This window comes from Draconibacterium orientale (assembly GCF_900111425.1).
In the GTDB taxonomy this organism is placed as follows: Bacteria; Bacteroidota; Bacteroidia; order Bacteroidales; family Prolixibacteraceae; genus Draconibacterium; species Draconibacterium orientale.
Genome location: NZ_FOHT01000020.1, coordinates 1 through 23178 on the forward strand (window position 1 = coordinate 1; position 23178 = coordinate 23178).

22 protein-coding genes and 1 pseudogene are annotated in these 23178 nt (G+C 40.3%); 14 read left to right on the plus strand and 9 right to left on the minus strand.

Translation table 11 applies throughout. The annotated features are described in order from the left end of the window. A pseudogene (locus tag BMW53_RS20770) lies at window positions 1-101 on the plus strand (IS1595 family transposase); the annotation flags it as partial. Here BMW53_RS20770 and BMW53_RS20960 read toward each other — a convergent pair. The 5 genes from BMW53_RS20960 to nhaA all read right to left on the minus strand — a co-directional run bounded on the left by BMW53_RS20960 (window position 102) and on the right by nhaA (window position 4763). Then, window positions 102-242, minus strand: a complete 141-nt coding sequence (locus BMW53_RS20960; protein WP_157470869.1) for a hypothetical protein — start codon at window positions 240-242, stop codon at window positions 102-104. Window positions 243-268: 26 nt separating this feature from the next. Next, complete coding sequence (locus BMW53_RS11705) at window positions 269-571, minus strand: helix-turn-helix domain-containing protein (RefSeq protein WP_038562338.1); 303 nt, start codon at window positions 569-571, stop codon at window positions 269-271. A 168-nt stretch (window positions 572-739) separates the two neighbouring features. Beyond that, on the minus strand, window positions 740-2011 hold the full coding sequence (locus BMW53_RS11710) for a hypothetical protein (protein WP_038562335.1): 1272 nt from the start codon (window positions 2009-2011) through the stop codon (window positions 740-742). An 8-nt stretch (window positions 2012-2019) separates the two neighbouring features. Then, window positions 2020-3246 (minus strand): site-specific integrase, encoded by a 1227-nt coding sequence (locus BMW53_RS11715; RefSeq protein WP_038562332.1) that lies wholly within the window; start codon window positions 3244-3246, stop codon window positions 2020-2022. 218 nt (window positions 3247-3464) lie between these two features. After that, window positions 3465-4763 carry a Na+/H+ antiporter NhaA gene (nhaA, locus tag BMW53_RS11720; RefSeq protein WP_038562330.1) on the minus strand — a complete coding sequence of 433 codons (1299 nt, stop codon included), beginning with the start codon at window positions 4761-4763 and terminating at the stop codon, window positions 3465-3467. Window positions 4764-4990: 227 nt separating this feature from the next. Between nhaA and BMW53_RS11725 the strand changes: the two genes are divergently transcribed. The 9 genes from BMW53_RS11725 to dat all read left to right on the plus strand — a co-directional run bounded on the left by BMW53_RS11725 (window position 4991) and on the right by dat (window position 13562). Beyond that, complete coding sequence (locus BMW53_RS11725) at window positions 4991-5551, plus strand: zinc ribbon domain-containing protein (protein WP_038562325.1); 561 nt, start codon at window positions 4991-4993, stop codon at window positions 5549-5551. Between the two features lie 335 nt (window positions 5552-5886). After that, complete coding sequence (locus BMW53_RS11730; RefSeq protein ID WP_038562322.1) at window positions 5887-7200, plus strand: ACT domain-containing protein; 1314 nt, start codon at window positions 5887-5889, stop codon at window positions 7198-7200. Window positions 7201-7423: 223 nt separating this feature from the next. Further along, the gene (locus BMW53_RS11740) at window positions 7424-8725 is read left to right on the plus strand and encodes an O-acetylhomoserine aminocarboxypropyltransferase/cysteine synthase family protein (protein ID WP_038562316.1); all 1302 of its coding nucleotides are present in this window, start codon (window positions 7424-7426) and stop codon (window positions 8723-8725) included. A 146-nt stretch (window positions 8726-8871) separates the two neighbouring features. Beyond that, a complete protein-coding gene (gene metA / locus BMW53_RS11745; RefSeq protein ID WP_038562314.1) occupies window positions 8872-9789 on the plus strand; it encodes a homoserine O-acetyltransferase MetA in 918 nt (305 codons plus the stop codon). 77 nt (window positions 9790-9866) lie between these two features. Then, window positions 9867-10514, plus strand: a complete 648-nt coding sequence (elbB, locus tag BMW53_RS11750; protein ID WP_038565483.1) for an isoprenoid biosynthesis glyoxalase ElbB — start codon at window positions 9867-9869, stop codon at window positions 10512-10514. Window positions 10515-10545: 31 nt separating this feature from the next. Continuing rightward, window positions 10546-11235: a TatD family hydrolase gene (locus tag BMW53_RS11755; RefSeq protein WP_051568046.1), complete on the plus strand. Its 690-nt coding sequence runs from the start codon at window positions 10546-10548 to the stop codon at window positions 11233-11235. Between the two features lie 47 nt (window positions 11236-11282). Then, a complete protein-coding gene (locus BMW53_RS11760; protein WP_038562312.1) occupies window positions 11283-11996 on the plus strand; it encodes a tRNA threonylcarbamoyladenosine dehydratase in 714 nt (237 codons plus the stop codon). A gap of 286 nt (window positions 11997-12282) precedes the next feature. Then, window positions 12283-12603: an RNA-binding regulator gene (gene rbp, locus BMW53_RS11765; protein WP_038562309.1), complete on the plus strand. Its 321-nt coding sequence runs from the start codon at window positions 12283-12285 to the stop codon at window positions 12601-12603. 125 nt (window positions 12604-12728) lie between these two features. Further along, window positions 12729-13562, plus strand: coding sequence for a D-amino-acid transaminase (gene dat, locus BMW53_RS11770; RefSeq protein ID WP_038562306.1), 834 nt, complete (start codon window positions 12729-12731; stop codon window positions 13560-13562). A 578-nt stretch (window positions 13563-14140) separates the two neighbouring features. Here dat and BMW53_RS11775 read toward each other — a convergent pair. Further along, window positions 14141-15136 (minus strand): aldo/keto reductase, encoded by a 996-nt coding sequence (locus BMW53_RS11775; protein ID WP_038562303.1) that lies wholly within the window; start codon window positions 15134-15136, stop codon window positions 14141-14143. A 49-nt stretch (window positions 15137-15185) separates the two neighbouring features. Continuing rightward, on the minus strand, window positions 15186-17288 hold the full coding sequence (gene recG / locus BMW53_RS11780; RefSeq protein WP_074780672.1) for an ATP-dependent DNA helicase RecG: 2103 nt from the start codon (window positions 17286-17288) through the stop codon (window positions 15186-15188). 238 nt (window positions 17289-17526) lie between these two features. Here recG and BMW53_RS11785 point away from each other — a divergent pair, with 238 nt between their 5' ends. The 3 genes from BMW53_RS11785 to BMW53_RS11795 all read left to right on the plus strand — a co-directional run bounded on the left by BMW53_RS11785 (window position 17527) and on the right by BMW53_RS11795 (window position 19184). Further along, on the plus strand, window positions 17527-18228 hold the full coding sequence (locus tag BMW53_RS11785) for an ABC transporter ATP-binding protein (protein WP_038562300.1): 702 nt from the start codon (window positions 17527-17529) through the stop codon (window positions 18226-18228). Window positions 18229-18310: 82 nt separating this feature from the next. Then, the gene (locus BMW53_RS11790; RefSeq protein ID WP_038565477.1) at window positions 18311-18868 is read left to right on the plus strand and encodes a cob(I)yrinic acid a,c-diamide adenosyltransferase; all 558 of its coding nucleotides are present in this window, start codon (window positions 18311-18313) and stop codon (window positions 18866-18868) included. Between the two features lie 94 nt (window positions 18869-18962). Then, window positions 18963-19184, plus strand: a complete 222-nt coding sequence (locus tag BMW53_RS11795) for a DUF2795 domain-containing protein (protein ID WP_038562297.1) — start codon at window positions 18963-18965, stop codon at window positions 19182-19184. A 61-nt stretch (window positions 19185-19245) separates the two neighbouring features. On the opposite strand, the gene BMW53_RS11800 is transcribed toward BMW53_RS11795, so the two are convergent. Beyond that, window positions 19246-19665 (minus strand): DsrE family protein, encoded by a 420-nt coding sequence (locus BMW53_RS11800; protein ID WP_245749041.1) that lies wholly within the window; start codon window positions 19663-19665, stop codon window positions 19246-19248. Window positions 19666-19676: 11 nt separating this feature from the next. Continuing rightward, on the minus strand, window positions 19677-20189 hold the full coding sequence (locus BMW53_RS11805) for a YkgJ family cysteine cluster protein (protein ID WP_051568045.1): 513 nt from the start codon (window positions 20187-20189) through the stop codon (window positions 19677-19679). 265 nt (window positions 20190-20454) lie between these two features. Between BMW53_RS11805 and BMW53_RS11810 the strand changes: the two genes are divergently transcribed. Beyond that, window positions 20455-23067 carry a glycoside hydrolase family 3 protein gene (locus BMW53_RS11810; RefSeq protein ID WP_038562294.1) on the plus strand — a complete coding sequence of 871 codons (2613 nt, stop codon included), beginning with the start codon at window positions 20455-20457 and terminating at the stop codon, window positions 23065-23067. Window positions 23068-23178: the final 111 nt, after the last annotated feature.

Below are 23178 nucleotides of genomic sequence, written 5' to 3' on the forward strand. Positions count from 1 at the left end.
TTCAAATGTATTTGAATGAGTTCGTCTACAAGCTAAACCGGAGGTATTTTGGAGAAAAACTCTTTGACAGGCTGGTTATTGCTGGAATTACTGGACTATGACTAAATACGGATATTCAAATATTTTTTGTCGAAAAGATTGATTGTTTCACCATTTTTTACCTCAGCACTCTCTTTTGCTTCTTCTTTTACTTCAGCAGATCCATTTGTAGGAGTAGCTGCCATTTCATAATCTTTGTTCATTTTATTAAATTTTTATTGTTTAAGACTTATTTTTTAATCTTTGATCTTTTGAGCAAAGGCTGCCCATTAATGGGTTTAACTTCATTGGTTTCCAAAAATGATTGAAGCTGATCTTCAGTCATATAGGTTTTGGAGCTCACAATGGTCAGAGGAAGTCTTCCTTCATCTTTCCAGTTGTAAATGGTTCTTTTTGTTACTCCAAAGAAGGTAGCTAATTCACCTAGTGAATAAACCTTCAATTCTTTTTTTACATTGTTTTTTTGCGTTAGCATTCTCAGGATTTGATCCTGACCAGCTTTCAATTTTTCAAATTCTAAATTCAAGTCCATGACTATTGATTTTAGATTATTACTTTAAGAACCTCCAGTTCATTGAAACCAAGATGGAGTGTACTCAGTTTCAATTTCCAACACTAAGGTATGGTGAAATGCACATAGGATTTCATGTCGACATCATGTCGGCATGTTGTGTAAGGGGTAGTATTTCAGTGATTTATATTAGAATTTATTTAATGATCCTTTCATGTTGGACAACAAAATCTTGAGGTTTTGCACAGAATTAGGATCTGGATCATTGTAGGCATTTTTTATAGATCCTTCGTTGAATGAAGATTTATCTGGGCTCTTGAATGAGTTTTTTAGCACTCTGTGGATGTGCGTTCGATGTTTAGCGGAAAATACCTTGTTTTCTTCTAAAAGACGGAATAGTAAAGCAATATCTGATAATGGCACATTGAGTTCCAGTTTACCCACAGTCGATTCATCTTTATTGGAATTATTGCTGATGATTTCTTCGAGTTCTTCAATCATACTTGTAATTACCTCATGCCTCGATTTATTATAAGCCACAAATTCTTTAATAATCAACTCATTGTCAGGTGACTTTAAATCGTATTGTTCAATCAAAACGTTTTGTTTATTCAAAATTCCAAATTCCGAAATAATTCTTGAGTTTATGTGGCATAAATACTCTGTGTCGTTAATATCTTTTTGTACAAAGTCCAATGAAATATCATTTAAAAAGTGCAGCTGTGCATTAATATATTCAATACCAATTTCCTGTTTCGAAAACTCGGTTCTTATTTCTCGTATAATTTTTCTTGCATTGCTGACCATGAAATTGTGGTAGCTCTCAGCATTTTTGAAATCTTTATAAGAAAGGTAAGAATTGATGGCTTTTATTGTGCCATGAACATCTTCTATCTCATCCAATGCCTCTTGAAATGTCGGTACATGATCCGATAATAGATCAAAGAAATCATCAATATTTAATTTCTGTTTTTTAGGTTCATTATCATTATCCAACATTTCTTTCAATCCGTTTATTAGTTCCACTGTATAATCATATTTGAGCTGTGATACTTCAACAATTTTGTCAAAAATTTCGTCTTTTACCTTTTCAATATTTCCTTCATATTCATAGCCTTCCCAAACTGGAATTACTGCTTCAGGTTGATATTGGAATTTTTTATCTCTTAATTTATATAGTTTGAACGTGTCAAGTGTTTCTGATAGTTCATTTAATAACAATCGCACATAATCGTATTCAATTTTGTTCGATAATATTTGCTCCTTTATGTGAAATATTGTTTTATCAATTTTTCCCTTAAATGAATTTCCAAAGGAGCTTGGATCTGTGTAATCTTTATAATACAAAATCATTGTTATTTCATTGGTGCCGGGAATTGATTCCATACTAAACCTGTACTTCGGATTTTTATCACATAATACATCTTTTACATGATCAATGATATCAGGAGTAATTTTCATTTTTTGTATTAGTTAATTATAAGTTCGTTTGCATCATCTAGTACATCATTTTCAAAGCTATCCAGATACACCTGTGTTGTCTCTTCTGATTCATGTCCAAGACCTTCACTAATTATTGCAGTAGATATACCTGATCTTTTTGCAATAGTAGCCCATGAATGTCTGGATACGTATGTTGTTAAAGGTACATCAAGCTTTAATATTTCAGAAATTTTCTTCAACTTTTTATTCATTAGCCTCATGGCATTTCTGTAGTCGAGGTATTCTTTGTCTTTTCTATATATAATTGGGAATATGTGGGAATCTGGTTGTTTCAGGTCGTTATACCTGATAATAATTGCCCTTGCCTTATCAGTCATTTTGATGCTGAATTGCTGACCGGTTTTTTGGCGTGTATATTCAATTCTGCCGTTTTTTATATTACTAACTTTTAGAAACGCCATATCTACAAAATTCATCCCTCGGTTATAGAAACTGAACATGAAAAGGTCTTTGTAAAGCTGTAGGCTCTTATCAACGTCCAGATCTTCCACCAGTTTAATTACATCTTTATTGACAGCCCTTTTACGAGTTTTTTGTGTTTTTATCGATATGTTCTTGAAAGGGTAGGAGGCTTCTTCAATAAGTCCTTCCTTAATGGCTTTATTGATTATTGCTCGAAGTGTCCTTAAATAAACGGATATGGTATTAACAGTTAGTTTCTTCTTGACCTCGTTGCTTTTACCTTTATTAATTATAACAACTTTCTGTTCCAGGTATTTTTGGAATCGTTTTATAAAGTGATAGTCTATATTTTCTATTGATATATCTTTTCCACTTCTAAACGCAGATATTGAATCCAGACAATTTTTGTAAACTATAGCATTCCCCTTTTTCCCAGATTTCCTTAGTGATTGAATTATATCATCCGTATATTGGAAGAACATTTCCTTTGAACCACTAAGTTTATACTTGTTTTCCACGTCAGTTAACGAAAATTGGACATGTCTGTTTTCAAAATCGGTGATTATAGTTTTAAGTAGCAACACGGCATTCTTCAACCTTGATTTGATGATTTTATGGTCCGGGTGTTTACTATTTGGCAAGTTGGTTGTATCATCCCATTGGTGGTCTAAAGTGGAATAACCAAGATGGAATACTTTTTTCTTTCTATTGTGAAGAACTTGAATTATGATTGCCTTTGAACCGTCTTTTAGTAACAAGTCGTTTTTCAACTTTACTTTTACAGATGCCATCTTGAAATTGAATAGTGAAACAATAGTGAAACATTTATTTCAAAAATATGTATTTTATTTCATTTTTCAATAGCTTGTAATATTCTGTAATAGTATGTTTTACTAGTTTTGTGTGAAAAATCGTGAAGTGTCAGGAAATACTAGTTGTGCCTTCTAAGCAGTAGGTCATGGGTTCGAATCCCGTCCGGAGTACAACGAGTTACATTAAAGCACTGAAATCATTGGTTTCGGTGCTTTTTTTTTAGCGAATACCGGATAACCAGATACCCGCCAACACCAGCGATCAACGAAGCAATCAATATTCCCAATTTTGCGGAGTGCTGTAAATGAACAGACACGTAGGAAAGATTGCAGATGAAAATGGACATTGTAAAACCAAATCCGCCTAAGCAGGATAAGCCAAAAATCTGTCGGAAATCGACATCTTGAGGCAGTACAGCTATTTTTAGTTTTATGGCCAGCCACGAAAATAAACTTATCCCGATTATTTTGCCACAAACCAAACTTATCGCAATGCTTGTGGTTAAAGGTGTAAAAGCACCTTCGTTGCCCATTAAATTTATGCCCGAATTGGCAAAGGCAAATAGCGGAATAATAAAAAAGAAAACCAATGTGCTCAACTTGTTTTGCAGATGTTGTAAAGGCGATTGAATCTCGGAAGTTATATTGTCCAGAATGTTAATGGCTGTTTTATGATTTTTAAATTCTACCTCCTTTTTCCCGATTAGTTGCGATAACTCGTTAAGGGCATTTTTACCTTTTCCAATTACATATGCAAGCCTTTTTTTGCGATGCGAAGGAATGGTAAATGCAAAAAGAACACCTGCAATTGTAGGATGTATGCCCGACTCTAAAAACAGCAGCCAGACAACAATGCCTACAGGAATATGGATATAGCTGAAATATAAGTTTTTTATCGACAAAAGTGATAGCGCAATTAATAAAACAAAAGCTATGACGACCAAGTGCCAGGATATAAGAGAACTGTAGAATCCCGCAATAACCATAACCGCACCCAGATCGTCGATAATGGCAAACGCCGCAAGGAAAATGGTAAGGCCAAAAGGTACTTTTTTCCCAAGAATTCCTAATATACCCAACGAAAAGGCAATATCTGTAGCCATGGTTATTCCCCAGCCATGTGTGCTTTCGTTGCCCGAATTCAGTAAAAAGAAGATGGCAATAGGGAAGATCATTCCGCCAATGGCTGCCAAAATAGGTAGTATGGCTTTTCTGGCCGAGCTGAGTTCCCCAATCATAAATTCGCGTTTTATTTCCAGCCCAATAACAAAGAAAAAGATGGTCATTAAGCCATCGTTAATCCAGTGCAGCACCGATTTTGATAAGTGGAAGCCGGAAAAACCGATAGAAAATTCGAGTTCTAATAATTGTTCGTAATAGCTGTACAGGTTGGTGTTGGAGACTATCAGCGCAGCAATGGCAGCCAAAAGCATACAAATACTGCTCAGTGACTTAATTTTTATAAACCGCCGTAAGGGATCGAATTTTATCTCCATGTGTCATTAAGTTTTCTGTGTCTCTTTAGCCTTAATAAATTTCAGAAATAACAGTTTTCCATGTATTTACGCGTATGTGCTTTAAAGAGTTTCTAATATATTAGAGCGGAGTATTACGGATTTTAAGCCCTTTCAATTTCCTTAAACATAAATTCATTTATCCAAAATATTACTACATTCACAACCGACTAAAACAATTTAAAACCGATCAAAAAAAACGAAGCAAAATGGAACTGATTAAGTGTTTACATTGCAACGAAGACAATAAAACCAACGCCAGATACTGTCGCTATTGTGGCTACGAGCTTCCCAAAGCAGCGCCCAAAGAGCTCCTGGAAAAACAGGTGGCTAAACAAACAAAAAGTTCGACCAAAAAGAAGTTGATCGTCGCGCTTGTTAGTGTGGTGGCTTTTGTTGTTGCCTTTTTGGTGGTGCAGCAGTTGGTGCAGCGTGTTTTTTCTTTCGATAAGGTGTTAATGAAAACCGCCAGCGAATTAAACGAAGCCTGCCCTTTTATGGTGGATGCCGAAACCCGTCTCGATAATGCTGCGGCAATGCCCGATAATACTTTTCAGTACAACTATTCGCTAATGACTTTGGTAAAAGACTCGATCGACATCAGCAGTTTTGAAGCGTACCTGATTCCGCAAATAACCAATAACATAAAAACCAATCCTGATATGGAATTATTCCGCGTTAACCAGGTAACCATGAACTACAAATATGTGGATAAGAATGGGGTGTTTATCACCAAAATATCTGTTGGCCCTGAGCAATATAACGAGTAAGCTGTAAGCATAAAACAGGAGATACAATTCGTAGAATTTGCAATAAATACGGATTGCATCCTTTGTTACCCAATATAAACTTTATCTAAAATCAATCCAGATAAGCTTGCGTTTTTCAAAAATCAATTTATATTTGCGCTAAACAAATTCGGCAAGAATGAACATTGACAAAAGAAATACTACTTCTTCCAGCGCAGCAATCCGTTGCGAAGCAATGTTTATGTCGTCTATGTATATGTCTATGCGATAGCCTTCATTCGATGGTTATTCGTTGTTTGAAGGCATTCCGTACAAGTGTTTATTAAGCAAACAAAAATTTCAAAAAAAATATTTTTATGTCGGATAATGTTATTCGATTTGGTGGAAGCCATATTGGCAACCAAATAGCATTGCACAATTTAAAAGCTTGGTTAACAGGTTGCAATAGCCGCAATTATGTAGTGGTTTCGCCTATTCCGCAATTGCTCGATCTTGTTCAGTTTAACCTGCAACAGGTATTTCTGCAAGAACTGGATGAAGAGGAATTGTTGAACGAGATCTATGGATTTTATATCAGTACCGTTGATGAGCAACCATCAGAAGTGTATTCTGATTTGGCCAAACAATTGGTTGGATTATTAAAAGGAATTGGACTTATCGGCGATTATTCGCAGGCTTTAAAAGACCAGGTACTGAGTTTTGCCGAAAAATTGTCGGTTGAGATTCTTTCGTCGCTTTGGAATGAAGCAAGTATTATTCTTCCCGAAGACATTGACTTGCAGGTGTCGTCCGATTTCGGAAATGCAACTTTCCTTTCGGTCGATACATTTAAGCTCAATAAGCAGGAGCCCGGTGTTTTCCTGATTCCCGGAACATACGGGATCAACGAGAACAATAAACTGGCACGAACCGGTAAAACGGCAGCTGATTATACCGCCGCTTTTCTTACCAAAGAATTGGGTATCGATACACTAAAACTTTGGGGCCTCGATAACGATTTTCAGCGGGCCAAGCCTGCCATTATCGAAAATCCTGAAATCATTAAACGCCTTACGTATTCCGAAGCCAGTGAACTGGCCTATTTCGAACACTACTCGTTTCACCCGCGAACGGTAGAACCGCTGGAACACGCGCATATCCCGATCCAGGTACTAAGTCCGGATACGCCCGATGGCGAAGTGCAAACCGTTATCAACACCGAGACATATATTGAAGAGCAGATTGTAAAAAGTGTAGCCTGCACCGACGATATTTCGCTGCTGAAGCTCGACGGGCCGGGCGTTGGTTTAAAACCGGGTATCCTGGCAAAAGTTACCAACCAGTTAAACGATGCCGGACTAAACATTAAGTCGGTGATTACCTCGCAAACTTCCATCAATTTTATTTTAAGCAAAGAAAATGGTGCAAAAGCACTAAAACTCGTGCACAAATTGGGCTTTTCGGCTGTTACTGATATCAAAGTGGTGAACGATGTGGCGCTTATAGGTATTGTTGGGCACGGAATGCAACAGGCCTACGGTGTGTCAGCCAAGATATTTGCCGCGGTGGCCAACAACAAAATAAATGTAATACTTAGCGGCTCCGGCGCATCCGACCTGGTAAGCTATTTGGTGGTGCAGGAATCCGACAAAGAAAAGAGTGTACGTGAAATTTATAAGGCTTTTTTCTAGTCCAAAATAGTTCTAAAAAAAAAAATAATGATTTTACCCTTTTGGCTGTCGCCATTTTCCCTTAAAAAGGGGAAAATATTAAAGGGAAGCTTCTGCGGAAAAGATTTGCAGAGGCCTATATTTAAACGTTCTCCGCTTGTAAGTGGAGATGCTGACAAGCAGAGGGGTAAGTCCCTTTCAGGGGATTTAGTAGTAACAAGTTTCTAACTCAAAAAATTATAACATGACAACTCAAAAATTAAATTTCGAAACACTGCAATTACACGCAGGACAACAACCCGATTCAGCAACTAGCTCGCGAGCGGTGCCTATTTACCAAACATCGTCGTACGTGTTTAACGATGCCAATCATGCGGCTAATTTGTTTGCCTTAAAAGAATTTGGCAACATTTACACGCGAATCATGAATCCAACTTCAGATGTGTTTGAGCAGCGTATTGCAGCGCTCGAAGGGGGAGTGGCAGCACTTTCTGTGGCTTCGGGACACGCAGCTCAGTTTATCGCACTGAATAATATTCTGGATATTGGCGACAATATTGTTTCGTCGCCTTATTTGTACGGCGGAACCTACAACCAGTTTAAAGTTACTTTTAAACGACTGGGAATTGAAGCTCGTTTAACCGAAGATTTGGAAGCCGCATCGTTCGAAAAACTGATTGACGAGAATACAAAGGCCATGTACCTTGAAACCATTGGAAATCCGGGATTTGTGATTCCTGATTTTGATGCGATTGCGGCTGTGGCTAAAAAATACGACATTCCGTTTATTGTCGACAACACTTTTGCCGGCGGAGGGTATTTGTTCCGTCCGATTGAGCATGGTGCCGACATTGTTGTGGAATCGGCAACCAAATGGATTGGCGGCCACGGAACCAGCATTGGCGGCGTAATTGTTGATGCCGGAACTTATAACTGGGGCAATGGAAAATTCCCTGGCTTTACAGAGCCTTCTGAAGGTTATCACGGATTGAAATACTGGGATGTGTTTAATTTCGACGGGCCATTCGGAAACATTGCATTTATTACAAAAGCACGTGTTGAAGGACTGCGCGATTTTGGATCGGCGATCAGTCCGTTTAACTCGTTCCTGCTGCTTCAGGGGCTGGAAACCTTGTCGCTCAGAATGGATCGTCATGTGGAAAATACGCTGGCTGTGGCCAAATGGCTTGAAGCGCATCCGAAAGTAGAAAGTGTAAATTATCCCGGACTGGAAAGCAGCCCATCGTATGCCAACGCACAAAAGTACCTGCCGAAAGGTGCCGGTGGTGTGCTGTCGTTCAATGTAAAAGGCGATAAAGATACGGCGAATAAGGTGGTAAATAGCCTGGAGCTTGTAAGTCACCTGGCTAATGTTGGCGATGCCAAAACGCTGATCATTCAGCCGGCAGCAACAACACACCAGCAATTGTCGGAAGAAGCGCAGGCAGCAGCTGGTGTAACGCCAACACAGTTGCGAGTGAGCGTAGGTTTGGAACACATCGACGATATTATTGCCGATTTTGAACAGGCTTTAGCTAAAGTTTAATCAGAACAATTCACCTGCTGGCTTCAAGTCAGCGGGTGAATAAATATTTTCCAACTTCATACTATTGGTTAATTTTGCACGAACTGAAAAAATGGAGCGACGAGATTTGAAAATTGGTCTTCTCGTCACGAAAAAAGGAATATAAAATGCCATTAAATATAAACGACAAATTACCGGCAATTGAAATTCTTCGCGAGGAGAATATTTTTGTAATGGATACTTCGCGGGCATCGCACCAGGATATCAGACCGCTAAAAATTGTGATCTTAAACCTGATGCCGCTGAAAATATCTACCGAAACAGATCTGCTTCGTCTGTTATCCAATTCACCGCTACAAATTGAAATTGATTTTCTGAAAATAAAGGGACACACGCCAAAGAATACACCAAGCGAGCACATGAGTGAGTTTTACGACACTTTTGATGAGCTGAAAAACAAAAAGTACGATGGCATGATTATTACCGGAGCGCCGGTTGAACAGCTCGATTTTGAGGAAGTAACCTATTGGGATGAAATGAAAGAGATTCTCAACTGGGCCGAACATCACGTAACTTCGTCGTTGTTTATTTGCTGGGCGGCACAGGCGGCTTTGTTTCATTATTACAAGGTGCCCAAATACCCGCTCGACAAAAAAATGTTTGGCGTTTTCGAGCATCGTTTGTCCGACAATACATTGCCTATTTTCAGAGGTTTTGACGATGCTTTTTTTATTCCTCACTCTCGCCATACCGAGATTCGAAAAGAAGATATCGAAAAAGTGGATGAATTGCAGATTATTTCCTGTTCTGATGATGCCGGAGTGTCAATCGTAAAAGCCAAAAACGGCCGGCAGTTGTTTATTACCGGACATTCTGAATACTCGCGCCACACACTGGATGGAGAGTACAAACGCGATAAAGCAAAAAATTTGCCCATCGAAATTCCAAGAAATTACTATCCGGATAACGATCCGTCGAAAACACCGGTTATGCGATGGAAATCAACGGCAAACCTGTTGTTCTCCAACTGGCTGAATTACTATGTTTACCAGGAAACACCGTACGACCTGGAGCAGATTAGTTAAGTACAGATCTTAATTACGTTTTCTGATTCACTTTTTATCTTGTAACTTTGAAATACAAAATTAAAAAAGGAGATAAAATGAAAAATATAGCAGTAGTATTAGCAGGAAATGGTGTTTATGACGGTGCCGAAATTCACGAAGCCACATTAACTTTACTGGCTATTGCACAGCAAGGTGCAGCTTACCAGTGTTTTGCTCCCGATGTGGATCAGGCGCATGTGGTAAATCATATTTCGGGCGAAGAAATGCCGGAAACCCGTAATGTGTTGGTAGAAGCTGCCCGAATTGCGCGGGGTAATATAAAAGCATTGTCGGAATATAATGCTGCCGATTACGATGCCATAATTTTTCCGGGTGGTTTTGGGGCGGCCAAAAACCTTTGCACTTTTGCTTTTGATGGCCCTGATTGTAAAGTAAATCCCGATGTTGAGAAAGCCATAAAAGCGACTGTTGACGCAAAGAAACCTGTAGGGGCACTGTGCATTTCGCCGGCCATAATTGCCAAAGTATTAGGCGATGTAACACTTACTATCGGGCAGGATAAAGGAACCGCCGATGCGCTGGAATCGTTGGGCGTCACACACATTAACACCACCCACGGCGAAATTGTAGTTGACGAAAAATACAAGGTAATTACAACGCCATGTTATATGCTCGATGCTACTATCACGCAAATTGCTGATGGTGCTTCAAATGTGGTTGCTAAAATGCTGGAGATGGCATAGTTGAGGAGGATTTAGCTAATAAAACTGGTTTATGAGTTCAATTCCCTATATCGATATTCACACACATCCGTTTCATAATGAACTGGAAACGGTAACGGTACAAAACATATTTCCGAGCGATGGATTTGCGGCTTTTAACGGGCGTAATTTTTATTCGGTAGGGCTTCATCCGTGGCATCTTGGCAGCAAACAGGAAAACAACGAGGCGCTGCAAATGGTAGAGGAAGCACTTGAATTCGATCATGTAATTTTTGTGGGGGAAGCAGGCCTCGACAAAATTAACGGCGGCGATTTTATCGAGCAGCTTCGGGTGTTTGAAGCGCAGGCTGTTATTGCCGAAGAGTATGAATATCCGCTTATCATACATTGTGTGAAAGCATTGAACGAGGTCGTTGCGCTTCGCGAAAAACTTAATCCCGCTATGCCCTGGATTATGCATGGATACAACGGGAGTGTCGAAATTACAAAACAATTGATGGATAAAGGATTTTTGTTTTCGTTTGGGAAGAACCTTTTCAGGGAGGATTCAAAAGCGGTAAAATCATTTAAATACCTTCCTTTGAATAAAATTTTCTTCGAGACCGATGAGCTGGATTTAAATGTAGATACCATTTACGAGCAGGCAGCAGCCTTAAAAGAGGTGCCGGTTGAGGTGCTTAAAAAGGCGGTGTGGACCAACTTTAACCAGATAGAAAAATCGTTGATGCCCGGAAGAATGTAAACACAATTTTGTTTCTTTGCCCCACGAAAATTAAGTTTTAGAGAGTAATGTATTGGTTAGAACGAACTGAGTTATTGTTAGGAGAAGAAAAACTGGCCAAATTGAAAAATGCCAATGTTCTGGTGATTGGTTTAGGGGGAGTTGGAGCTTATGCCGCCGAACAATTATGCCGGGCCGGAATAGGAAAAATGACCATTGTTGATGGCGATGTAGTGGAAGAAAGCAACCGCAACCGTCAGTTGCCTGCGCTTATAAGCACCAAAGGACAGCCAAAAGCCGAAATTCTGGCAAAACGTTTTATGGATATAAACCCTGATTTGAAATTAAGGGTGGTAAATGATTTTATTCACGACGAGCAAACGCTAGAGCTCTTAAAAAGCGAGCCTTTCGATTATGTGGTTGATGCCATCGATACACTTTCGCCAAAAGTATTTCTGGTTTACCACGCACTGCAGTTAAAACTTCGTATAATCAGTTCGATGGGGGCAGGCGGAAAAATGGATCCGTCGAAAATAGAAATCACCGACATCAAAAAATCTCACAATTGCAAACTGGCAAAAATGATGCGTAAACGACTTGGTCGTTTGGGCGTTAAAAAGGGCGTAAAAGTGGTTTTTTCGTCCGAAGATATTGACGAAAATGCGGTACGAATCGAGGAAGGCCGGAATAAAAAATCAACTGTAGGCACTATTTCGTACATGCCACCGCTGTTTGGAGGCTTTATTGCCAGCGCGGTAATTCGCGATCTGCTTGCGGAATAAAAGTATGTTAAAGAAATATGTTAATTTTACTTTGTTAGTTCGAATAAAGAATTACCTTTGGGCTGTTAATTTTTAGAAAAGTCTGGCAATTAGCATTTTGGTCTTTTTTTATTGATATTAATAAACCGGACAGTTTATCTCTCTTGTGTTTTTCCCGACGTTATTTCGATCGTAAATAAAGCTTCTTTTTATACTGTATTCAAGTAACACCAGGACGTGATGCATTTTGATTGGTTCTTCTGGTGATCAGTAAGATGGATATATTAACTTTAAATTATAGTATAAAATGAACATTTACATTGGAAATTTGCCCTTCAACATGGGCGAAGAAGATTTGAGAGAAATTTTTGAAGAGTATGGTGAAGTTGCTTCATCTAAAATTATCATGGATAAATTTACCGGTAGAAGCAAAGGTTTCGGTTTTGTTGAAATGGAAGACGATTCTGAAGCTAACAAAGCTATCGAAGAACTGAACAACGCTGAGGTTGCAGGTCGTAACATCAAAGTTAACGAATCAAAACCTCGCGAAAACAACAACCGTGGCGGTGGCGGCGGTGGTTACAACCGTGGTGGCGGTGGTGGTTACGGACGTCGTGACCGTTACTAGAATCAGAAAAGAATTTTTTGATAATATAGAAAAGGGGTTCATTAAGTTGAATCCCTTTTTGTTTTTATAAGACGAGAATTCAATGTTTTTCTATTTTTGAGATACAATTCAAGCCGATTAAAATTATGAGCAATATCGTTTATCTGAACGGAGAATTTATAGCAGCCGACGACGCAAAAATCTCACCAAACGACCGTGGATTTCTGTTTGCCGATGGTGTTTACGAAGTAGCCAAATATTATAATGGCAAGGCTTTTCGTTTTCTGGATCATTTGGATCGTTTAAACCGCAGTTTAAAAGAAATTGGTATTAACTATAATACTGAAAATCTTAAGGCTGTTTTTATGGAATTGATGCAGAAAAACGATATGCTTAACAAACATGCCGGAATTTACCTTCAAATTTCGCGGGGCGCAGCCAAACGAACGCATAATTTCCCAGATGAGATTACTCCAACCGTTTACGCCTTTGCTTTTGATCTGCCATCAGCAACCGAAAAACTGGAGAACGGTATTAAAGTGATTACCCGCAACGATATTCGCTGGCAACGCTGCGACATTAAATCGGTGTCGTTGCTGCCCAACACCATGCTTTACAACGAAGCGCACCAAAGCGGGGCAGGAGAGTGTATTCTTATTCGCGACGGATTTGTCACAGAAGCAACACATTCAAGCGTACTGTGTGTAAAAAATGGCGCAGTAGTTACACGTCCGTTATCGAACCTTATTTTACCGGGCATCACCCGAAAAGTAATTATGGAACTGTGCGCGGTCAATAATATCCCGGTTGAGGAGCGCCTGTACACCAAAGAAGAGCTTAACGAAATGGATGAAGTTTTTATCGCCGGAACCGGTAGCGAAATATGCCCTGTTGTGCAAATCGAAGAGCAATTGGTTGGTAACGGAAAACCGGGAGAAATAACACGTTTGCTTCAAAAGCTGTTTTTTGCGTTGGTTTAATTAGTTTGTTCTTGCAAATTTATACATTCAAAATGGGGATTACCTGTAGGTTGTGCTTTTGCCTGCCGGCGGCCTTCATTTTTGCCTTAATGCAAAAACGAAGCAAAAAGATCAAGGCTGCTTTTGATCTTCACCCTACATTTTCATAAAACCTAAGTTCTGGCGGGTGATCTCCTCGCTCCCTCGGAGCTTCCCGCTCTCACTAAGGTTTCATTTCCACTCCGGGTAAATACCAAAAGAGGCCGGTCCACTTAAGTATTGTTAGCAGATACGAAAGCAATATCGAAGCTTCGGCCTCGGCCGGTGAACCGGAAAACAAGTGGTGACGGCGTTAAAAAATTACTGATGTTTGAGGAGGTACGACGAGTTTCAGGAATTTTAGCTGGTATCGCGTAGTTTTTCCGAGTGAAGTGGGCGCAGCCTTGAGTTTTTTGTTTACTTATTGTCTCAAGACAAAAAGTAAAATCCGCCTGATAAGGCTATAGGAACTAAATTCTTGTGTATAATCTTTATCATCTCAACCATGTCACAATTAGAATCGAACAGATTTCAATATAGGAGATTTGGAAAGCCAAATCTTAGACTTCCAAAACAAGTTGATCAAGTTCATTTTGTATGAAAGTAAACTCTTCATCCGAAATGTTTAATTCAGCAGCTTTCAGATTCTCCAATACCTGCTTTTCATTTCGGGCACCGGCCAACACGCAGGTTATTCCGGGTTGTTGCAAAGTCCATTTTAAAACCAGTTGTGCTAACGTTGCTTGATTGGCTTCAGCAATCGGTTTTATTTTGTGAAGAAATGCATTGATTCGTGACAAATTCGGCTCCTTAAAAAATGGAGTTGTCGGCCGATGATCACCTTCTGAAAATTTATACCCGGCAGTAATTTTTCCGGTTAAAACACCTCTTTGCAGCGGGCTGTAGGGAATAATTGCCTTATTCGTGGCGATGCAATACGGCACCAATTCCTTTTCAATGCCGCGGTTAACCATGCTATACGGAACCTGGTTCGATGAGAGTTCGAAATATTTTTCAGCTTTCTTCATTTCGTTCACCGAATAATTGCTAACACCACCTGCTCGGATTTTCCCCTGATCTTTAAGTATTTCCAGTGCTTCCATTGTTTCTTCAACCGGAGTAGAACTGTCGGGCCAGTGTTGTTGATAAAGATCGATGAAATCGGTGCCAAGTCTTCGTAAACTATCCTCGCACTCTTTTATGATGCTTTCTTTACTACCCAAACGATACAGGCTTACCTCGTTTCCCTGGTTATCGAAAGTCTTTTCGTAATGCACATGCCCCGATTTCCGGTCCCACACCAAACCAAACTTGGTTAACAGTTCAACTTTGCTGCGTTTGCCTTTTATGGCTTTCCCTACAAACTCTTCGCTTTGTCCGAAACCATAAACCGGCGCGGTATCAATGGTTGTCATACCGTTTGAAATAGCTGCTTCAATGGCTTTTACCGACTCATTTTCTTCGGCTCCGCCCCAAAACCAGCCGCCAATGGCCCAGGCTCCAAAAGTTATCGGTGTAATTTTTACGTCTGATTCGGGTAACTGAACTTTATCCATGATGTTAAACTTTTCAGGTGACTATGTTTCGGGAAGTTAGGGATAAAATTTAACTTATCGAACTCCAGTCGAAGCTTGTATCTTTTGATGATAACAGGTTTTTTAGCAGCAGTTGGTTTTGCTCTTTTTGCAAAAACGGATCGTCGTCGAGAATATCGTTCGCAATGTTTCGGGCTTTTTGAAGGATTTCGCCGTCTTTCCCGAGGTTGGCAATTTTTAGGTCGAAACCCATACCGCTTTGTTGTGTGCCTTCCAAATCGCCGGGGCCTCGTAGTTTCATGTCAACTTCGGCAATATCAAAACCATCGTTGGTGCGTACCATGGTATCCAATCGTTTGCGGCTTTCAGTGCTTATTTTATACGACGACATCAGGATACAATACGATTGTTCGGCGCCACGTCCCACGCGGCCACGCAACTGGTGCAACTGCGACAAGCCAAAACGTTCGGCACTTTCAATTACCATAACTGCAGCATTTGGCACGTCAACACCCACCTCAATAACGGTTGTGGCAACCATAATCTGTGTTTCGCCACGTTTAAAAGCCTGCATGGCATTTTCCTTAATGTTGGGTTTCATTTTCCCGTGCACCATGCTGATCTTGTAATCGGGGAAAGTCTCCGAAATATGACGGTAGCCTTCTTCCAGGTTTTTCAGGTCCATTTTTTCCGACTCGGAAATTAGCGGATAAACGATATAAACTTGTGTGCCTTTTTCAATTTGCTGTTTCAGAAAACGGTTTAACTGCGCTCTTTTGTTCTCGAAAAAGTGCATGGTTTGTATCGGTTTCCGTCCCGGTGGCAATTCGTCAATTACCGATACTTCCAGGTCGCCGTAAACAGTCATGGCCAATGTTCGTGGAATAGGAGTGGCCGTCATTACCAAAATGTGCGGCGGGATAAGGTCGTTCTTTTTCCAGAGTTTTGCCCGTTGAGCCACACCAAATCGATGTTGCTCGTCAACGATAACAAGTCCCAGCCGTTTAAAACTAACCGTATCTTCAATTAATGCATGCGTCCCAATAATAATCTGCATTTCGCCCGATTGTAATGCGGCATGCAATTCGCGGCGCTGCCTGGCTTTTGTCGATCCGGTTAATAGTCCAACGTTTATTCCCATTCCATCTACCATTTTTGAAATCGATTGGTAGTGTTGCTGAGCCAGAATTTCGGTTGGTGCCATTAAACAGCTCTGGAATTCGTTGTCCATGGCCAGTAGCATCGTCATTAATGCTACCAGTGTTTTTCCGCTTCCCACGTCGCCCTGCAGCAAACGGTTCATCTGTGATGTGCCGTTAACATCGCGCCTAATTTCTTTGATCACCTTTTTTTGTGCATTGGTAAGATCAAAAGGCAGGTATTTTTCGTAAAAGGTATTGAAGTTGTAACCTACTTTTTCAAAATGAAATCCTTTAAATTTTTGATTACGATTATGTTTTAATGCCAGTATTTTCAACTGAATAAAAAACAGCTCTTCAAACTTTAAGCGGAAGGTGGCGTTTTTAAGCTCAATTGGTTTTTCCGGTTTATGAATGGCCGAGAGTGCCTGCTCAAGCGGCATTAATTTTAGCTCGCTGGTGATGTATTCCGGCAGTGTTTCTCTGATTTTACCTTTTGCCAGCCCAAGTAAAGTGAGCTGGAATTTATTGATGGTTTTCGAGGTGAGAAACTGCTTTTTCATTTTCTCGGTGGTGTTGTAATGCCCCTGGAAAAGCCCGATCGGTTTAAGTTGCATTTCCTGCTCAGTTTCCATTTCGGGGTGCACCACACTAATGCGGCCGCTAAACAAAGCCGGCTTGCCAAAAACAATGTAGGTTTTGTTAATGCGGAGTTGTTCCTTTTGCCATTTTATCCCTCTGAACCACACCAATTCCATGGTGCCGGTGCTATCCGAAAAACGGGCAACAAGCCGCTGTTTGCTTCCGGTGCCAACAGTTTCCATCGAGCGCAAAACGCCTTTCACCTGAATGTACGCCATCTCGGTGTTAATGTCGGAGATATTGTAAAATTTGGTGCGGTCGATGTATTTATACGGATAATAATAGATCAAATCTCTGAAGGTTTTTATTTTCAGCTCTTTGAATAAAATTTCCGCACGTTTTGGCCCCACACCGGGTAAGAATTTTATTTCCTGATCGAGAAATTCTGGCATGCAGCAAATATACATATTCACACAAAGTGCGGCAACAGAGAAATACAACCAATTATTCAAAAATAATTAACTGTTGGGTACAGTTTTTGTTATAAAGCGAAAGTTTTACTTATGATAATAAATCTTAAAAAATGCTATTTCTGGCCGGTAAACGCGCGGAAAATCATATTTTTAACATCGATTCGATCAATTCGTGTAATACAACAGAAAAAATACTACAAATACATAAAACAAAGCTATGCCGGAAAAAATTATTCATGTTGAGAATATTGTAAAAACTTATAAAGTTGGAACGCAGGAAGTTCGCGCCCTTCGTTCGGTTTCTATTGATATTTACAAAGGCGAATACGTGGCCATTATGGGCGCCTCGGGCTCGGGAAAGTCAACCTTAATGAACATTATTGGCTGTTTAGATACTCCAACCAGTGGGAAATACGTGTTGAATGGAAAAGATGTGAGCAGCCTGTCGGACGATCGTTTGGCAGAAATAAGAAATTCGGAAATCGGATTTGTTTTCCAGGTTTTTAACCTTTTACCACGTAATTCAGCCCTTGAAAACGTAATGTTGCCACTGGTTTACGCCGGGAAACGCAAGGCTGAACGCAAGCAAATGGCCGAAGCCACCCTTGTTGACGTAGGTTTGGAAGACCGTATGGAACACAAGCCCAACGAATTGTCGGGAGGACAACGCCAACGTGTGGCCATTGCCCGTGCGTTGGTAAATAAGCCCGCTTTGCTGCTGGCCGATGAGCCAACCGGTAACCTCGATTCAAAAATATCGGAAGAAATTATGAAGCTTTTTGCCGAAATTCACCGAAAAGGGAATACGCTGGTTATGGTAACTCACGAAGAAGATATTGCCGAGCACGCACACCGTATTATTCGGTTAAAAGATGGAGAAGTGGAGTCGGATGTAATTAATGAAAATCCTATTTATTAACTTTGCAAAACATTAATAACAATTATCCCGAATGGTAAACATCTCGGGATTTTTTATGTTTTCACTTTACAAAAGAATAAACATGTCAGGAGATTTTAAAATATACACGAAAACCGGCGACGACGGTACAACCGGACTGGTTGGTGGCAGCCGCGTAAAAAAATACGATCTGCGGTTAGAAAGTTACGGAACAGTTGATGAATTAAATGCGTGTATTGGCGTTATCCGGTCGTTCGACATTGATGTGGCGGTGAAGGATTTGCTGCTAAAAATTCAGCATAAACTTTTCAACATTGGTTCGCGACTGGCATCGGATGAAAAAGGACAGGAGTTTACCGCGAAACTTATTGTTAAAAATGAAGATATTGAGGTGTTGGAGAAAGCCATTGACGCGTATCATGAAACACTGCCAGAATTACGAAACTTTATTCTTCCGGGAGGAGAACTGTCAGCTGCTCAGTGTCATATAGCCCGAACAATTTGCCGAAGGGCAGAGCGACGAATCGTTGAATTCGCAGAACAAACGCCGGTTCAGCCCGAATTGATAAAGTACATTAACCGGCTTTCGGATTACCTGTTTGTATTGGCCCGAAAACTCGCTCATGATAAAGGGATTGACGAAACAACCTGGCAGTATTGATATTTTTTTTTCAGGAACGTTTTTTGGTATTTATTTTTTGTTATATTCGCGCCAAAGTAAAAAATCGAGTTTAACCACATAAAACTATATACACATGTATTGGACTCTGGAATTAGCATCGAAGTTAGAAGATGCACCTTGGCCGGCAACAAAAGACGAGTTAATTGATTATGCAATACGTTCGGGTGCTCCGCTTGAAGTAATTGAAAACTTGCAGGAGATTGAGGATGAAGGTGAAATGTACGAAAGTATTGAGGATATCTGGCCGGATTATCCGAGTAAGGATGATTTCTTTTTTAACGAAGATGAATACTAGCAATTAGATGATAGTATATAAAGCATCCGCCTTGATGGTGGATGCTTTTTTTATTTTCTTTTTAGAGGCTTAATGTTTTCCAGCCTTCTTTTAAGTAGTCGGATAACGGAACACCCATTCCTTTAACATCAACACCCATTTCGGCTAATTTTTCGTCAACATCGTACATTTTTGCGCAGTATAAACACGCTTCGGTTTTTACACCTGCTTTCTGCATCTTTTTAATGTGTTCCTGTATCATTTCATTTTCGGCAGCCAGTTTTGCCGATGGTCCCCAGATAATTAGAACTACCTCGTCGAACCAACCTTGCGTTTTGGCATTGTAGGTGTACATAAAAGCCATTTTTTCTGCCACTTCCGGATCGCCGCTGGTCCACAGCACTGCCAACTTGTTTTTATTTTCTTCCATTGGTTTATTATTTGTTGCCATTGCAATATTGCAAAGCAGGATTAAAAATAATACTACAAAAATACGTTTCATAATCTCAGTTTTTAAATGTGTTTTGCCAATTCTTTAATCGGTATTAAATCAAGCTCCGAATGGTTGGTTAATCCGTTCTTAGCAATAAACTCTTTATTCAATAAATAGAGTTTGCTGTTGAATTTATCTTGTGGAAATGTGTTCCCTTCCGAAAAGTCGTCCATGTCAAATTCAGTGAAGTTCAGTTCGCATGCCGATAATTCCCAACCATTGTCTTCATTCATAAATAACAAGGGCAGACCGTGTGTTCTGCATATTATCGGCCGCTCGGCATAGATTTCGCATTTGTGGTTATTCAGAAAAATACAACTTGATTCATCCTTATTGGTGTTTAAAACGGGTTTATCCCCGCGTTCTTTTAGCGCTTTAGCAATGCTGTAAAATTCTACCGGAAAAATACTGTAATCCATGCAGCACAGATCGCATCCGGCTTTGCACTTCATGTGCTTATTGTGTTGCTTCTCCAGTTTTTCTGATAGTTCATCAATAGTGTTTACTAATGTTTTGTAAGCTGTAAAATCCATATTTTTATGTTGTGTTTTAAATTGCAAAGGTAAGCAATCAATCGAAAAGAGTAGAAGTATGAAATTTGTCTGTTATTAAAACAGAAGTGTCTTTTTTTAGAAAACAAATCACTCAATTAGTCGTATATTTGTAGTCTTTTGCAGAATAGAACAGAATAGTAGTTTGTGAAATGAAACGCACATGTACTAAAATTTAAACGACGAAAAATAAAAAAGTGTGTGTGTTACGTCTGTTGCCAACTAAAATAGAACAATTATAAAACAGATGAAGAAATCAATTTTAAACCTAATTCTAATTTTTTGTGCTTTCGTAGTATTTGCACAAAATGAAAATCTCGATTTTTTAGATCCATCGCTTCCGATGGAGGAACGTGTTGATTTGCTGGTGTCGCAAATGACATTGCAGGAAAAAGTTGATCAGCTGGAATATACCTCAAAAGCGGTTGATCGTTTACAAGTGCCGGAATACAACTGGTGGAACGAGTGTTTACACGGAGTGGCAAGGGCCGGTTATGCAACGGTTTTTCCGCAATCGATAAGTATTGCTGCCTCGTGGGACGCCGATTTGGTAAGCCGTGTTGCAGTGGCTATTTCTGATGAAGCGCGTGCCAAACACCATGAATTTGTTCGCCGCGATAAACGAGGCATTTACCAGGGACTTACGTTTTGGTCGCCTAACATAAATATTTTCCGCGATCCGCGTTGGGGACGAGGACACGAAACTTATGGAGAAGATCCATACCTCACCGGTATTCTGGGAACTGAATTTGTTAAAGGACTTCAGGGCGACGACCCGAAATACCTGAAAGTAGTAGCTACGGCAAAACACTATGCCGTTCATTCCGGTCCCGAGCCATTGCGCCACGAATTTAATGCACTGGTGAGCGAACGCGATTTGCGGGAAACCTATTTGCCGGCATTCCGCATGTTGGTGAAAGATGGTGGTGCGTATTCGGTAATGGGCGCGTACAACCAGTTTCGGGGAGTTCCGTGTTGTGCCAGCGATGAGTTAATTGGCATTCTGCGCAACGACTGGGGATTTGATGGATACATCGTGTCCGACTGTTGGGCAATTTCCGATTTTTTTACTTTTCAGGATTTCTCGGAAGATGCTGCCGAAGCAGCGGCCGTGGCAGTTAAAGCCGGTACCGATTTAAATTGTGGAAATTCATACCGTCATCTTATTGAGGCTGTTGAACGCGGTTTGATCAACGAAGCGGAGATTGACGTTGCAGTAAAACGCTTGTTTACCGCCCGTTTTAAGTTGGGAATGTTTGATCCGAATGAAGAAGTGCCTTATGCCCAAATTCCATTTTCGGTAAATACATCGAAAGAAAATAATGAGCTGGCACTGGAAGCCGCACGCAAAAGCATTGTTTTGCTGAAAAACCAGGATAACACATTACCGCTTTCAAAAAACATTGAGACACTTGCTGTTATTGGCCCAAATGCCGATAACTGGGAGTCGTTGGTTGGAAACTATAATGGTATTGCCAAAAATCCGGTAACTGTGTTAAAAGGATTGCAAAATAAACTGCCGAACACCAAAATTCTTTATGCCGAAGGAAGTCATTTGGCAAAAGGAGTGAGTAATCTGCATGCTATTCCTTCAGAGTTTTTACAAACTGGAGATGGTACAAAAGGCGTTAAAGGAGCGTATTTCAATAATGCGAAATTAGAAGGAGAACCGGTGTTTTCCAGAATAGATGAAAATATCGATTTTTACTGGGAAGCTGACGCGCCAACACCCGAGATTAACGATGATGACTTTAGTGTGCGCTGGACAGGTTACATTGTACCACCGGTGAGTGGTGAATACCGGATTGGAAGTTGGGGAATGCCAAAACTTGATATTTGGCTTGAAGGAGAAAAGTTACTAAGTCATAAATCCGAGCATCATGCTTTTCATCATGAAAAGGCAGTTAAAATGGAGGCGGGCAAAAAGTATAAATTTGTATATGAATATGCCAACGATCATGGCGACGGCGATGCAAAACTGTTGTGGGCCATGCCCAACCAAAATCTGAAACAGGAAGCCGTAGAGGTAGCTAAAAAAGCTGATGCTGTTGTTTTGGTGCTTGGCCTGTCGCAACGCCTTGAAGGTGAAGAAATGGAATTGGAAGTAGATGGTTTTGAAGGCGGCGACCGCACCCACTTAAAACTTCCGGCAACACAACGCGAATTGATGAAAGCCATTCAAGCAAGCGGTAAACCAGTGATTCTGGTTTTACTTAACGGAAGTGCACTGGCTGTTAACTGGGCCGACGAAAACCTGGAGGCAATCATTACTGCCGGTTATCCGGGGCAGGAAGGCGGTAACGCTGTTGCCGATGTGTTGACAGGCGATTATAACCCGGCCGGACGTTTGCCGGTTACCTACTACAAATCAGTTGATCAGTTGCCGCCGTTCGAAGATTACGACATGGAAAACCGCACTTACAAGTACTTCAACGGAGAGCCTTTATATCCTTTTGGCTACGGATTGAGTTATACCTCTTTTACTTATTCAGATGTAAATCTGGCTAAAAAAGCAAAAATTGGCGATACTATCGAAATTAGTGTGAAAGTAACGAATAGTGGAAATGTAGCAGGCGAAGAGGTTGTGCAGTTATATATGAAAGATTTGATCGCATCAACACCGCGTCCGAAATATCAGTTGGAGGGTTTTCAGCGGATTGCTTTAAAGCCCGGAGAAACAAAAACGGTGAAGTTTGTACTTGAACCACGCCAGTTTTCCATTATTGGAGCCGATGATAAGCGGGTTATCGAACCCGGAGATTTTTTGCTGTTTGTAGGCGGAAGTCAGCCCGAAGGAAAAGGAAAAAATGGTCTTTCAAGAACAATTGAATTGAAAGGAAATAACACTTTTATTGAATAAAAAAGCAGGTAAAAAGTAAAGGCCGTTTCGCGAATTTTTTCGGAAACGGCCTTTTTTCTGAAAGTCCCCATTTTTTTATGTGTATTGCCTTTTGAGTTTCGTCCGGGAGAA

What these genes read in the sequence shown, in the direction of transcription:
- BMW53_RS20960 (WP_157470869.1), bottom strand. Translation starts at nt 242, where the DNA reads ATGAACAAAGATTATGAAATGGCAGCTACTCCTACAAATGGATCTGCT.
- BMW53_RS11705 (WP_038562338.1), bottom strand. Translation starts at nt 571, where the DNA reads ATGGACTTGAATTTAGAATTTGAAAAATTGAAAGCTGGTCAGGATCAA.
- BMW53_RS11710 (WP_038562335.1), bottom strand. Translation starts at nt 2,011, where the DNA reads ATGAAAATTACTCCTGATATCATTGATCATGTAAAAGATGTATTATGT.
- BMW53_RS11715 (WP_038562332.1), bottom strand. Translation starts at nt 3,246, where the DNA reads ATGGCATCTGTAAAAGTAAAGTTGAAAAACGACTTGTTACTAAAAGAC.
- nhaA (WP_038562330.1), bottom strand. Translation starts at nt 4,763, where the DNA reads ATGGAGATAAAATTCGATCCCTTACGGCGGTTTATAAAAATTAAGTCA.
- BMW53_RS11725 (WP_038562325.1), top strand. Translation starts at nt 4,991, where the DNA reads ATGGAACTGATTAAGTGTTTACATTGCAACGAAGACAATAAAACCAAC.
- BMW53_RS11730 (WP_038562322.1), top strand. Translation starts at nt 5,887, where the DNA reads ATGTCGGATAATGTTATTCGATTTGGTGGAAGCCATATTGGCAACCAA.
- BMW53_RS11740 (WP_038562316.1), top strand. Translation starts at nt 7,424, where the DNA reads ATGACAACTCAAAAATTAAATTTCGAAACACTGCAATTACACGCAGGA.
- metA (WP_038562314.1), top strand. Translation starts at nt 8,872, where the DNA reads ATGCCATTAAATATAAACGACAAATTACCGGCAATTGAAATTCTTCGC.
- elbB (WP_038565483.1), top strand. Translation starts at nt 9,867, where the DNA reads ATGAAAAATATAGCAGTAGTATTAGCAGGAAATGGTGTTTATGACGGT.
- BMW53_RS11755 (WP_051568046.1), top strand. Translation starts at nt 10,546, where the DNA reads ATGAGTTCAATTCCCTATATCGATATTCACACACATCCGTTTCATAAT.
- BMW53_RS11760 (WP_038562312.1), top strand. Translation starts at nt 11,283, where the DNA reads ATGTATTGGTTAGAACGAACTGAGTTATTGTTAGGAGAAGAAAAACTG.
- rbp (WP_038562309.1), top strand. Translation starts at nt 12,283, where the DNA reads ATGAACATTTACATTGGAAATTTGCCCTTCAACATGGGCGAAGAAGAT.
- dat (WP_038562306.1), top strand. Translation starts at nt 12,729, where the DNA reads ATGAGCAATATCGTTTATCTGAACGGAGAATTTATAGCAGCCGACGAC.
- BMW53_RS11775 (WP_038562303.1), bottom strand. Translation starts at nt 15,136, where the DNA reads ATGGATAAAGTTCAGTTACCCGAATCAGACGTAAAAATTACACCGATA.
- recG (WP_074780672.1), bottom strand. Translation starts at nt 17,288, where the DNA reads ATGCCAGAATTTCTCGATCAGGAAATAAAATTCTTACCCGGTGTGGGG.
- BMW53_RS11785 (WP_038562300.1), top strand. Translation starts at nt 17,527, where the DNA reads ATGCCGGAAAAAATTATTCATGTTGAGAATATTGTAAAAACTTATAAA.
- BMW53_RS11790 (WP_038565477.1), top strand. Translation starts at nt 18,311, where the DNA reads ATGTCAGGAGATTTTAAAATATACACGAAAACCGGCGACGACGGTACA.
- BMW53_RS11795 (WP_038562297.1), top strand. Translation starts at nt 18,963, where the DNA reads ATGTATTGGACTCTGGAATTAGCATCGAAGTTAGAAGATGCACCTTGG.
- BMW53_RS11800 (WP_245749041.1), bottom strand. Translation starts at nt 19,665, where the DNA reads ATGAAACGTATTTTTGTAGTATTATTTTTAATCCTGCTTTGCAATATT.
- BMW53_RS11805 (WP_051568045.1), bottom strand. Translation starts at nt 20,189, where the DNA reads ATGGATTTTACAGCTTACAAAACATTAGTAAACACTATTGATGAACTA.
- BMW53_RS11810 (WP_038562294.1), top strand. Translation starts at nt 20,455, where the DNA reads ATGAAGAAATCAATTTTAAACCTAATTCTAATTTTTTGTGCTTTCGTA.